Source organism: Streptomyces sp. DG1A-41, assembly GCF_037055355.1.
GTDB lineage: Bacteria > Actinomycetota > Actinomycetes > Streptomycetales > Streptomycetaceae > Streptomyces.
The window spans coordinates 947631-959793 of the sequence record NZ_CP146350.1 but is presented as its reverse complement, the minus strand read 5'-3'; the positions used below and the strand labels follow the sequence as shown (position 1 = coordinate 959793).

Genomic DNA, 12163 nt, shown 5'->3' with positions numbered 1-12163 from the left:
CCATGCCGGGCAGAGGCGACTGCTTGGCGCCCTGTTGACCGCTCCATCGATACGAAATGGCCTCCGGCTGACCGACTCGATACTTCGATCAGGCCCTCCGACCGGGCGTCCGGGAGGGCGTGATCGCCTTCGATCCCGACGGCCGGATCACCGTTGGTCAACGACGAGGCCCGCAAACTGCTCGGCCTCGGCACGGCGCTCGGCCGCGGACTGGAGGAGGTGCTGCCGGACGGGCGGCTGCGCCGCGCCCTGGACGGCACCCTGACCGGCACCGACCTCCGCGTGCTGACCGACGACCACTGCCTGGTGGTCAACCGGATGCCGGTGGCGCTGCACGGCCGCGAACTGGGCGCGGTGGTCACCGTCCGCGACCGCACCGAGCTGATCGGGCTGCTGCGCGAACTGGACTCGGTGCGCGGGCTGACCGACGCCCTGCGTGCCCAGCAGCACGAGTTCACCAACCGTATGCACACCGTGGCCGGGCTGCTGGACATCGGCGACCACGACGCCGCCTTCAAGTACGCCGTCGAGGCGGCCGGTGCCGAACAGGCGCTGACGGAGTCCGTACGCGAACGCATCGGCAGCGCGCTGCTCGTGGGGCTGATCGTCGCCAAGACCACGGTGGCCGCGGAACGCGGGGTACGGGTGGTGCTCAGCGACGACTCCGCGCTCGGTGAGGACCCGCCGCATCTGCGCCGGCTGCTGACCATCGTCGGCAACCTGCTGGACAACGCGATCGACGCCGCGGCCGGCGGAGCGGCCCCGGCGGGCGGGCGCGAGGTCGAGCTCTCCCTGATCGAGGCTGTCGACCGGGTGCTGGTGCGGGTCGCGGACAGCGGCCCGGGGATCCCGCCGGGTGCCGCCGGATCGATCTTCGAGGACGGCTGGTCGACCCGGCCCGACCGGGGCACCGCCCGGCGCGGGCTGGGGCTGGCCCTCGTCCACCGGCTGGCCCAGCAGCACGGCGGCACGATCGAGGTCAGCGAAGGGCCGGGCGCGGTCTTCACCGTCGCGCTCCCGCTGCCGGACACCACCCCGGTACCACGAGACGCACCGTTCACCACGGCCTCGCCGACAGGAGGTTTGGGGTGGCGCCCTCGCGCTGACGGCGGCCGTCCTCGTCGCCCGCCGCAGGGGCGGGTGCCGGCCGCGCCGTTGGAGGACCTCTCCCGGCACTGCCGGGCGGTCACCGCCGGCGACCTGAGTGCCCCGTCCCCGCCCAGCAGCGTCGCGGAGATCGACCAGGTCGCGAGCACTTACAACGAGACCGAACCGACCGATCGATGTTGCTTGCGCAACGGCCTCGGCGGACCGCCGGTGGGTGGCCGGGCTGGAGCAGTACGAACCGGTGCTGAACGCGCTGGACACTTCGAGAGCCGCTTGCAAGATCGGGAACTCGGCGACGGCCCTCAGCGTGATTTTCGCCGTGTTCGAGCGCCGCGGCAGCAGGCCGGGCTGGTGCGGGGCGGTGGCGCCGCCCGCACCGGCGTCAGGATCCGTCGATCAGTTTCTGCACCTCGGGCGGCAGTTCCTTGTGCGAGTAGACGGCAACGAGCCGCGCGTCCGCAGGCGTGTCGCCGACCGCGATGGCCACCTCGGGTGGGACGCCGTTCACCTCGTAGGCCGTCATCGTGTCCGCCGGCAGGGTCTCTTCCTGGCCGCCTGTGTCGTCGCACGCGGGCTGGGTGGCGGTGCCCAGCTTCCCGCCGACCGTGAACGTTACGTTTGTGACGTCCTCGTATGTCCGGTTTTGATGCAGGATCCGGTAGGCGCAGGACGCCGACCCGTCGCCGTCACTGGTGTTGCTCGTCGTGCACGCCGTAGCCGCCACGGCCATGGCCGCCATCAGCAGCGGCAGACCCGCGGAGCTCCCGGACCATCTCATCGACGCCTCCCATGGGGACTGCCTGGTAAATACTGCGCAGGGTCAGGACATCGCCCTGGCCGAGAGTCCTCGCGATCGTCTTGCACCTTAACGAAGCCGAATTTCTCCGGCGCGACTTACGCGCCGGACGGCTGTTCACGGTTGTGCGCCGACGGGCGAGCCATGGCTGGCGCCCAGCAGTCGTCCACGAGCCTGAGATGCCCTGCTGGCACGGCCTGTTCCGGTTGGTGCTTGTATGTGCCGACCGCAGAGGCCGTAGGACGACTCAGCTCCGGGACCGCGTCGGTGGGCAGCCCGTCCCCACCGCGTGACAGTCCCCACCCGGTGGCCTTGCGCCCGCCCATGCTGTCGCCCATGTGACTCCAGGCCGAGCAGTGAACGTTCCGCGCGCGGCTCCCGTCGTGTGAAGAGCAGGAGGTGAGGGAGAGCGGCAGTGAACACGCGCACGTCCACGACGGTCGAGCTCAAGTACGGCGTGCGGCAGATCCGGCTCAGACTGCTGGGGACCAAGGGCCGGACAAAAGGGCGCCTGACGGGCATCCGCCCAGGTCAGGCGCCCTTCTCGGCGCCTAGAAGAAGCCCAGCTTCTTCGGTGAGTAGCTCACCAGCAAGTTCTTCGTCTGCTGGTAGTGGTCGAGCATCATCTTGTGCGTCTCGCGCCCGATGCCGGACTTCTTGTAGCCGCCGAACGCCGCGTGTGCCGGGTACGCGTGGTAGCAGTTGGTCCACACCCGGCCCGCCTTGATCTCGCGGCCCAGGCGGTAGGCGGTGTTGCCGTCGCGGGTCCAGACGCCCGCGCCCAGGCCGTACAGCGTGTCGTTGGCGATCTTCAGGGCCTCGTCGACGGAGTCGTACGTCGTCACCGAGACCACCGGGCCGAAGATCTCCTCCTGGAAGATCCGCATGTCGTTGGTGCCGCGGAAGATCGTCGGCTCGATGTAGTAGCCGCCATCGAGGCCGGGGACCGCGCGGGGCTTGCCGCCCGTGACCAGTTCGGCGCCTTCCTTCCTGCCGATGTCGAGGTAGGAGAGGATTTTCTCGTACTGGTCGTTGCTCGCCTGCGCGCCGATCATGGTGTCCGGGTCCAGCGGGTCGCCGCCGACGATGGCCCGGGTGCGCTCGACGCAGCGGGCCATGAAGTCGTCGTAGATCGAGGAGGGGATCAGGGCTCGGGACGGGCACGTGCACACCTCGCCCTGGTTGAGGGCGAACATCACGAAGCCCTCGACCGCCTTGTCCAGGAAGTCGTCGTCGGCGGCCATCACGTCGGGCAGGAAGATGTTCGGGCTCTTGCCGCCCAGTTCCAGCGTGACGGGGATGATGTTCTCGCTCGCGTACTGCATGATCAGGCGGCCGGTCGTCGTCTCGCCCGTGAACGCCACCTTCGCCACGCGCGGGCTGGAGGCCAGGGGCTTGCCCGCCTCCACGCCGAAGCCGTTGACCACGTTGACCACGCCCGGCGGGAGCAGATCGGCGATCAGCTCGATGACGTACAGGAGACTGACCGGGGTCTGCTCGGCCGGTTTGATGACCACGCAGTTGCCGGCGGCCAGCGCGGGGGCCAGCTTCCAGGTGGCCATGAGGATCGGGAAGTTCCACGGGATGATCTGGCCGACCACACCCAGCGGTTCGTGGAAGTGGTACGCGACGGTGTCGGCGTCGAGCTCCGCGATGCTGCCCTCCTGCGCGCGGACGACACCGGCGAAGTACCGGAAGTGGTCCACGGCCAGCGGGATGTCGGCGGCCAGCGTCTCGCGGACCGGCTTGCCGTTCTCCCAGGTCTCGGCGACCGCGATCTGTTCCAGGTGTTCCTCGACGCGGTCCGCGATCCTGTTGAGGACACGCGCGCGTTCCGCGGGGGACGTGCGGCCCCACTGGCCGGCCGCCCGGTGCGCGGCGTCCAGGGCGAGGTCGACGTCGGCCGCGGAGGAGCGGGCGACCTCGCAGAAGACCTTGCCGGTCACGGGGGTCGGGTTCTCGAAGTAGCGGCCCTCGACGGGGGAGACCCAGTCACCGCCGATGAAGTTGTCGTAGCGGCGGGCGAACGTGACGATGCTGCCGTCCGTTCCGGGCTGCGCGTACACCATGGCGGCTCTCCTCGGTGAGTTGACGGGCGGGCTACAGTTCACGCCGTCGTGACGATCCCACTGTGCTCCCGGCAGGTTGGCGCGAGGTTGGCGCCGTGACATGCCGTCAGTCGCGCCGGGCCGTGATCAGGCGGCCCCGCGCGATCGCCCGGCGGGTGTCGTCCGGGCCGAGCAGGTGCAGCGCGTGTTCGTGGATCTCCGCGTCGTACGGGGCCCGTTCGCCGTAGCGCAGGGCGTGTTCCGGGCGGGTGCTCGCCAGTACGGCCTCGCGTACGGCCACTTCGAGGCGGGTGCGCCACTCCTCGACGCCGGGTGCCTCGGAGCGGGGGAGCAGCGGGCCGCCGTAGAGGCGCAGGGCGGTGTCGGTGTCGCCCTGCTCCAGTGCGCGCAGGACGTCGGCGGCGTCGCAGGAGACCGGGATCGTCAGGGCGTAGCGGCGGGGGGAGATGCCGCCGCCGAGGGCGCGGCGCAGGTGGGAGATCTCCGCCTTGAAGGTGGACGCGGTGACCGGCCGGTCGCCGTACAGGGCGGCGCGCAGCCGCTCCGGGGAGAAGCCGCCGGGTTCGAGCGCGAGCAGGGTGAGGATCTCCACCTGGCGGGGGCGCAGGGGGAGTGGCCGGCCGTCCAGTGCTGCCTGTTCGGTACCCAGGCAGGTGAGCCGCACCTGTCCCGAGCGGGGCTGTTCGGTGGTGAGACGGGCCTCGATGGTGGACACCAGCGTGCGTACGGTGGACATGGCCAGGGGGTGCGAACGGTCCCAGGTGGTCGACAGGTCCAGTACGCCGAGGACGCGCCCGTCCGGGCCGTGGACCGGGGCGCAGTAGCAGACCCAGCCGTGCAGGGCCGACACCAGGTGCTCGGCCGAGAAGACGGAGCTGGGGCGGCCGGTGCGCAGGGCGAGGGACAGGGCGTTGGTGCCCATGGCCTGCTCGTCCCACCGGCCGCCCGGCGCGAAGTTGACGCGCTCGGCCCGGCGGCGCATGGTCGGGCCGCCGCAGGTCCACAGGATGGTGCCGGACTCGTCGGTGACCGCGGTGACGAACCCGGCGTCCTCGGCGATGCTGCGCAGTTCCCCGGCGAGGTCCGAGACCGGCCGGTACAGCGGGGAGGACGTCCAGCGCTGGTGCACCGGGCCGCCGTCGGTGACCGGGGCGCTGTCCCGCCCGGGGTCCACGCTGCTCAGCGAACGCGCCCAGGACTCGGTCACCTCGTGGCGCAACGCCGCGCTCCCGCCCGGCCGCGCGCCCGCGACGCTCAGCCGCGGCACCCAGCGGGACCACTCGTGCTCCAGCACGGCCCTGCGCTGCCGGAGGTCAGGGCGCTGTGACATGGCCTCTCCCTGCCGTCGTACCGGGAGGACCGGCTGCGGGCGCGGTGCCGACAGGGTCCTCGGTCTGAGGTCAGTGTTACCGGACGCGTACGGCCGGGTCGAGGAGAGCGTCGGAATGCGAGCTGTGCGGACGCCCTCGCTGGGAGTGAGCGCGTTGCCGAGCGTTGTCGATCATCCGGGCGGCCGTGTTTGCGACCGACCGGCCCGGGAACGACCCGGCCGGAACGGGCGACCGCCCGACCGGATGTTTGTCCGGTGTCCGCGTGCCGCCGTACGGGTGACGGGTTCACTCGACCCGACGGACGGGGCCGGCCCGCGTATCACCGGCGCGCCGCGGCGCGTTGCCCTGGCATGGACAGCACTGAGACGGCGCGGCGCCCTCTCGGGAACGACGCCGCTCCCCGGTCGTATGCCGAACTCACCAGCGGATACGGGGGTCATCCGCCCATCTACGCGGCGCTCGTCGCCGAGTGGCAGGCCAGGGGCCACGCGATCCCGGGGCACCGGGACGGCCAGTGGGTCTCCTTCGCGGCCCCGTCCGCGAGCGAGACCTGGGCCGCCCTCACCACATGGACCGCCGGCCGGCACCCGGGGACGGCCGCCCCCGACGGCACTCGCCTCACCAGCAGTCGGCCACCGCGTGCTCCGCGCTGACCGGCGCCAGAACGGCGAGGGCCTCGGTGGCCTCCCGCAGGGCCGACTCCAGCGTGCCCGGGGCGTGCAGGCTGCCCGTGCCGTCCGGTGGGACCAGCCACTCCAGACGCCCGGCGGGCCGGTACGGCGGCGGCACGGCGACCCAGGAGCCCCGGCCGACGTGCCGGACACCGGAACCGATCCACTCGCTGTCGGGGTCGGGTGGCAGGAAGAAGCCGACTCTGCGTGCCGCGCAGTCCACCAGGGTGGGTCCGGGCACCTTCAGGGGGTCGCGCCACAGATAGTCCAGGGCGAGCAGGCCGAGCCGGTCGGGGACGCTGAGCACGTCCCAGTACCGCCCCGCCTCCACGAGCGCCGTCCCCGTGCCGTAGTCCCATTCCCGCTTGCACTCCTGGGGGTCCCTGGCGGCCGCGGCGAGCCACTCGACGGCTTGCTTCCACATCACGCTCTGCATGGCCACCCCAGGCACAGTCGGCCGCGCCCCGACGGGCGCACGCTGGTCACGGGCCGGTGACCCGCGGGGCCTCGGGCTCCGCGTGCCGATCCGGCACTGGCCATGCTCGTAGATATTTCTACGCCCCGGAAGGGGTGGCGCGGTCTGGCGTTTGGGTCGGGCATGTCCCGGTCGAAAGGGGGCACTCGGAGGTGGATCCCGTAAGGCATCGATCAACTTCGTGCGCCTCCATGCCGCCCCGCTGAAACCGGCCATCGAGGGATGGACGACCGGGGGAGGACCTGGGGGGCGCGCCGGGCGGATGTGGCGCCGGTGCCGGAAATGCGGGGTCGTCCAGGTGTGCCCTCCGCCCGGCGATCACCGCCGCTGTGCAGGAGGTGTGGGCCAGTCCGCGAGGGCGCGCGGGCGGGATGTGCGGATCGCGGAATTTTGCCTTCACAAAACCTCCTATTGTGCTGGCCAGAACCCGTCTTGTTCGGTCAACTTCGAACTCAGCAAGGTGGGTTGAGCACTTGAGCATCAGGAGTCACAAGCGCGCTGCTTGACCCGTGCGACCGAACCGCACGGGTACTGACGGGGGAACTGATGAGGTGCGCGCGTGTCCACCGCCGACGGGCGGGGACCGAGTCCTCGCGCACGGCCGGAACGTCTCTCCCTCACCTCTCTTGGTGCATTCATCCGGTGCCCGATACAGGGATAGGAGGGGGAATGCCGATGAGTGCAGTGAGCGCCGCCAAGCCGACGTATCCCGGTGTCTACGTCGAAGAGCTTCCCAGCAGCACCCGCACCATCTCGACCCTGACCACTTCGGTGACCGCCTTCGTGGGCCACACCCGCCGCGGTCCGCTCAACGAGCCGGTCCGCGTCACCAGCTTCACCGAGTTCGAGCGCCGCTTCGGGGGGTTGAGCTCCCAGAGCGCTGTCGGCTACGCCGTTCACCAGTTCTTCGGTAACGGCGGCACCGTCGCCGTGATCGTCCGCGTCGCCAAGGCCGGCAGCGGCAAGGCCGCCTGCGTCACGCTGGAGTCCACCGAGGGCCACAGCGAGTGCGACGTCCTCAAGGTGCACGCCAAGGAGCCCGGCGTGTGGGGCAACGGTCTGCGCGTCGCCGTCGACTACGACACGCCCTGCCCCGACGAGACCTTCAACCTGCGCGTCCACGACGCCAAGGGCGAGGCCCGCGAGACCTTCACCGGCCTGTCCACCGACCCGTCCCACGGGCGGTACGTGCAGACCGTCGTCAACGCCGGCTCCCGGCTGATCCGCGTCGAGGTCGTCGGGGAGGGCCGCCCCGACCCGTCCGGCACCGTCTCCAAGCCGTTCGGGAACGAACTGCCCGACCTTGCCATGGACCTCACCGTCAAGATCGGCGACGTCGAGCGGGAGTTCACGCTCTACGACCCCGACTGCGACGGCGAGGCCCCGCACTCCGTCGCCGAGCTGGCGCTGCTGCTGGAGCGCAAGCTGCGCGCCCTGCCCGACGCGCCCGGCAAGCACGCCTTCGCGGGCGCCGAGGTCACCGCCTTTGGCCGGCGCGTCCAGGTCGTCGCGGGCTCCACCGACCCCGAGGACGTCGTCCGCTTCCTCGGTGAGTGCGCCAACGACCTGGGCCTGGAGGCCTCGGTCAATCCGCCCGTCTTCCCGCTGGAGGGCGGCCAGGACGGCGAGGCGCCCGGCCCGCGCGACCTCATCGGCAGCGAGGGCGACAAGACCGGCATCCAGGCGCTGCGCGGCGTCGCCGACGTCAACCTCCTCGTGCTGCCCGAACTCGCGGCCTACGAGAAGACGGAGGACGCCGTCACCGTCGTCTCGGCCGCCCAGCGGCTGTGCCAGGAGAGGCGGATCTTCCTGCTGGTCGACGCGCCGAGCACCTGGGTCAGCGTCGACACCGCACGCGCCGGTCTCGCCGCCTTCGACGCCGTGCGCGGCAACCACGCGGGCCTGTACTTCCCGCACCTCCAGCTCACCGACCCGCTCACGGGCCGGCTGCGCTCCTTCCCGCCGTCCGGCGCGGTCGCGGGCGTCATCGCCCGTACGGACGCCGAGCGCGGCGTGTGGAAGGCCCCGGCCGGCACCGAGGCGCGGCTCGCGGGCGTGCACTCGCTCACGGTCAACCTGACCGACCGCGAGACCGGCCTGCTCAACCCGCTCGGCGTCAACTGCCTGCGCACCTTCCCGGTGACCGGCCCGGTGGTCTGGGGAGCGCGCACGCTGGAGGGCTCCGACGCCCTCGACAGCGAGTGGAAGTACGTGCCGGTGCGGCGGCTCGCCCTGCACGTCGAGGAGAGCCTTCAGCGAGGCCTCCAGTGGGTGGTGTTCGAGCCCAACGACGAGAATCTGTGGCAGCAGATACGGCTCGCCGCCTCCTCGTACCTGCACACCCTCTTCCGCCAGGGCGCCTTCAAGGGCGGCACGCCCCGCGACGCCTACTTCGTCAAGTGCGACAGCGACACCACGACCGCCGAGGACATCGAGAACGGCATCGTCAACGTGCTCGTCGGCATCGCACCGGTCCGGCCGGCGGAGTTCGTGATCGTCAAAATCCAGCAGACGTCCGGGCAGTTCGCGCTCTAGGCGCGGGAATCGTGGAGAACTGAAGGAATCCGATGGCTGAGTTCACGGTCAACGCGCATCGCTTCGACCCGTACAAGAACTTCAAGTTCCTGGTCCTGTGGGACGGGCGTACGGTCGCCGGCATCAGCAAGATCAGTCCCCTGAAGCGGACGACGGAAGTCGTCAAGCACCGGCACGGAGGCGACCCGTCGTCTCCCCGCAAGTCGCCGGGCCGCTCCGAGTTCGAGGGCATCACCCTGGAGCGCGGGGTCACCCACGACCCCGAGTTCGACCGCTGGGCCAACAAGGTCTGGCAGGTCGGCGCGGGCCTCGGCTCCGAGGTGTCCCTCGCCGACTTCCGCAAGGACATAGTCATCCAGGTCCTCAATGAGGCCGGCCAGGTCGCCGTCTCCCACAAGCTCTACCGGACCTGGCCCAGCGAGTACCAGGTCCTCGGCGAGTTGGACGCCAACGCCAACGCGGTGGCCATCCAGTCGCTGAAGCTCGAGTGCGAGGGCTGGGAGCGGGACTACGAGGTGCCCGAGCCGCAGGAGCCGTCGTTCCTCAACCCAGCCTGACATAGGGCCAGTTGAGGAAGCGGGGGGAGAACATGGCGATCACCGGGGCGGCCGAGCTGCTGGCCACCTGGGAGGCGGGCCTCGCCGAGGCACCGAACGGGCGCGCCCTGCTGCTGCACCGCACGGCCCGCCCGGACGCCGACGCCGCGAGCCTGCCGGTACTGCCGGTGGGGGAGCGCGAGGCCGACCTGTTCGCGCTGCGCCGGGCCCTGTTCGGGGAGCGGATGCAGGTACAGCTGGCGTGCTCGGCGTGCGGGGAGGACATGGAGTTCGACCTGGACGCCGGGGAGTTCGCTCGGTCGCTGGGCGGGCGGGGCGGTCCGGTCGACCGGCAGGGAGGTGCGGTGGACGGGGGCGACTCGTCCGCCGGGTCCGTCGTGCGAGTGCGGCAGGACGGCTGGGACGTCGAGTTCCGGCTGCCCGGGGTCGCCGACCTGACAGCGGCGGCCCGGGCGGCCGACCCGCGCAGGGCCCTGCTCGCTCGGTGCCTGGTCTCGGCGGTGCGCGACGGGGCGGCCGTGGCCGCCGGTGACCTGCCCGTCCCGGTCCAGCGCCGGATCGCCGAGGCCGTCGAGGCCGCCGACCCCGGGGCGGACGTGACGCTCAACGTCGCCTGCCCTGGGTGCGGCGAGGCCACCCGGGCCGAACTCGACATCGCCTCCTATCTGTGGACCGAACTGGACGCCTGGGCCCGGGACCTGCTGCTCGACGTCCATCTGCTCGCCACCTCCTACGGCTGGAGCGAGCCGGAGATCCTGGCGCTCAGCCCGCTGCGGCGCCGTTACTACCTGGAGCTGTGTGCGGATGTCTGACGCCGAAGGGGCGCCGGTTCCCGACTTCCTCGACCGGCTGATCGCCCGGCACGCTCCGGCCGCTGTCGCCGGTCCGCGTGCGGGTGTGGTGCGGGTACGGCCCCGACTGCCGGGCCCGTTCGAGCGGGTGGACGCGGTCCGCGGCACCGCGCCGCAGCCGGACGACGGCTCCGAACTGCTGTGGCCCTCCGCCACACCGTCCGCCGTACGCCCGGGAGAGCCACCGCGTCCATCGGCGGCCGCGCCCCGGACGCACACGGAACGGGAGCGGACCGTCGTACACACCGAACGCGCCGCCGCGGACCCGGCGCCGAGGCCGGCCCCGAGGGCACTGCCCGAGGCGCAGTTGCTGCGCCCCGTCGCACCCGTCGCCGCGCAGTCGCGGCCGACACCCGACGCCGCGCACCGGGCGGCGGGCCGTGGGCGCACGGAGCGGGGCGCACCCCAGAGCACGGCGTCCGTGCCCATCCCCCCGGGCACGGACGCCGTATCCCCCGCTGCCGCCTCGGCCGCGCGGCCCAGCGCCGCAGACACCGCGGCGGCACGGGACGCCGTACGGCAGGCAGCGGCGCGGCGGCCCTCGCGGGCGCCCGAGCAGGTGGTCCAGGTGCAGATCGGGCGGCTGGAGGTGACGGCGGGACCGTCGCCGTCCGGCGGCGCCCGGCAGCGTACGTCGTCGAGGGAGCGGCCGGGCGTGACCTTGAGCCTGGCCGACTATCTGGCGCGGGGGCGGGAGTGACATGACGGATCGAGGAACCGAGGAACCGACTTCATGAGCAACGCACTCGCCATCGCCCATGTCACCCAGGCCCTCGCCCTGCTGCTCGCGTCCAACGTGGGCCCGGAGTTCGACGAGGCCGTGAAGGTGGAGCCGCACAAGCCGCCGACGGAGCCGCCGGACTACCCCACCCTCAACGTGTTCCTCTACCAGGTCACGCCCAACACGTCGATGCGCAACAACGACCTGCCGACCCGGGCGTCCGACGGCACGCTGGTGAAGCGGCCGGCCGCCGCCCTGGACCTGCACTACCTCATCAGTGCGTACGGCGACGAGACGACCCTGGTCGGGCAGCGGCTCATCGGCTCCGTGGTGCGAACCCTGCACGAGACACCGATTCTGCCGAAGGACGTCATCGAAGAGACCGGTCAACTCCCGCACCTGGCGGGCAGCGATCTCGCGGAGGCGGCGCAACGGGTGCGGTTCACGCCCACGGTGATGGACATCGACGAGACGTCGAAGCTGTGGGGGATGCTTCACCAGACGCCGTACGCCCTGTCGGTGGTCTACCAGGCGGCCCTCGTCTTCATCGAGGGCCGCGAGACGCCGGTGCCGGCGAAGCCGGTGGAGCGGCTCACGGCGCGGGTGCTGCCGTTCGGGGCGCCCGGGGCACCGGTGCCGCCGGGCAGCCGGGCGGAGGCGCCGCGGGACAGTGAGAGCGGCGCGCCGGCTCCCGAGCCCGTTCCCGCGGAGAGCGGGACTTCGGGAGAAGCGCACGTCCGGAAGGCGCGTGATAAAGCGCCCGCCAAGTCGGTCGCGAAGGTGCCTGCGAAGGCTGCGGCCAAGGCGCCCGCGAAATCCGCGGCCACGGCGCCCGCGAAGACTTCGGCCAAGGCACCTGCCCGCGCCCGAAAGGATGCACAGGCCGGCAAGGCGGCGCAGACGGCCAGGCCCGCGCGTGGCGCGGCCAAGAGCACGGGTGCCGCGCCTTCTTCGGACTCCTCGTCGGAATCGTCGCCGGGCTCCTCTTCGGCGAGGGGCTCCGAGGGCGCGGAGAGCTGAGGCGGCATGGGGACAACGGGGGCAGGCGAG

General features: G+C 71.8%; 10 protein-coding genes and 1 pseudogene. 7 read left to right on the top strand and 4 right to left on the bottom strand.

What is annotated here, in order from left to right:
- Nucleotides 1–318: 318 nt before the first annotated feature.
- Nucleotides 319–1254, top strand: a pseudogene (locus tag V8690_RS04530) (ATP-binding protein); the annotation flags it as partial.
- A 235-nt stretch (nt 1255–1489) separates the two neighbouring features.
- Here the strand turns inward: V8690_RS04530 and V8690_RS04525 are convergent.
- The 3 genes from V8690_RS04525 to V8690_RS04515 all read right to left on the bottom strand — a co-directional run bounded on the left by V8690_RS04525 (nt 1490) and on the right by V8690_RS04515 (nt 5302).
- Nucleotides 1490–1837 carry a DUF6281 family protein gene (locus V8690_RS04525; RefSeq protein ID WP_338785249.1) on the bottom strand — a complete coding sequence of 116 codons (348 nt, stop codon included), beginning with the start codon at nt 1835–1837 and terminating at the stop codon, nt 1490–1492.
- 617 nt (nt 1838–2454) lie between these two features.
- Entirely contained in the window at nt 2455–3972 is a 1518-nt protein-coding gene (adh, locus tag V8690_RS04520; RefSeq protein ID WP_338776011.1) for an aldehyde dehydrogenase, read from the bottom strand.
- 106 nt (nt 3973–4078) lie between these two features.
- Nucleotides 4079–5302 (bottom strand): transcriptional regulator, encoded by a 1224-nt coding sequence (locus tag V8690_RS04515; protein WP_338776010.1) that lies wholly within the window; start codon nt 5300–5302, stop codon nt 4079–4081.
- A 351-nt stretch (nt 5303–5653) separates the two neighbouring features.
- Here V8690_RS04515 and V8690_RS04510 point away from each other — a divergent pair, with 351 nt between their 5' ends.
- Nucleotides 5654–5956, top strand: a complete 303-nt coding sequence (locus V8690_RS04510; protein ID WP_338776009.1) for a hypothetical protein — start codon at nt 5654–5656, stop codon at nt 5954–5956.
- Here the strand turns inward: V8690_RS04510 and V8690_RS04505 are convergent.
- On the bottom strand, nt 5922–6410 hold the full coding sequence (locus V8690_RS04505; protein WP_338785248.1) for a hypothetical protein: 489 nt from the start codon (nt 6408–6410) through the stop codon (nt 5922–5924). The genes V8690_RS04510 and V8690_RS04505 overlap by 35 nt on opposite strands.
- Nucleotides 6411–7118: 708 nt before the next feature.
- Here V8690_RS04505 and V8690_RS04500 point away from each other — a divergent pair.
- The 5 genes from V8690_RS04500 to V8690_RS04480 are packed head-to-tail and all read left to right on the top strand — an operon-like array spanning nt 7119 to nt 12133.
- Nucleotides 7119–8984: a phage tail sheath subtilisin-like domain-containing protein gene (locus V8690_RS04500; protein ID WP_338776007.1), complete on the top strand. Its 1866-nt coding sequence runs from the start codon at nt 7119–7121 to the stop codon at nt 8982–8984.
- 32 nt (nt 8985–9016) lie between these two features.
- Nucleotides 9017–9541, top strand: coding sequence for a phage tail protein (locus V8690_RS04495; protein ID WP_086173538.1), 525 nt, complete (start codon nt 9017–9019; stop codon nt 9539–9541).
- Between the two features lie 32 nt (nt 9542–9573).
- Nucleotides 9574–10353: a hypothetical protein gene (locus tag V8690_RS04490; protein WP_338776005.1), complete on the top strand. Its 780-nt coding sequence runs from the start codon at nt 9574–9576 to the stop codon at nt 10351–10353.
- Nucleotides 10346–11092 carry a hypothetical protein gene (locus V8690_RS04485; protein ID WP_338776004.1) on the top strand — a complete coding sequence of 249 codons (747 nt, stop codon included), beginning with the start codon at nt 10346–10348 and terminating at the stop codon, nt 11090–11092. The genes V8690_RS04490 and V8690_RS04485 overlap by 8 nt, the downstream gene beginning before the upstream one ends.
- A gap of 33 nt (nt 11093–11125) precedes the next feature.
- Nucleotides 11126–12133 carry a Pvc16 family protein gene (locus V8690_RS04480; protein WP_338776003.1) on the top strand — a complete coding sequence of 336 codons (1008 nt, stop codon included), beginning with the start codon at nt 11126–11128 and terminating at the stop codon, nt 12131–12133.
- The last annotated feature ends 30 nt before the right edge of the window (nt 12134–12163 follow it).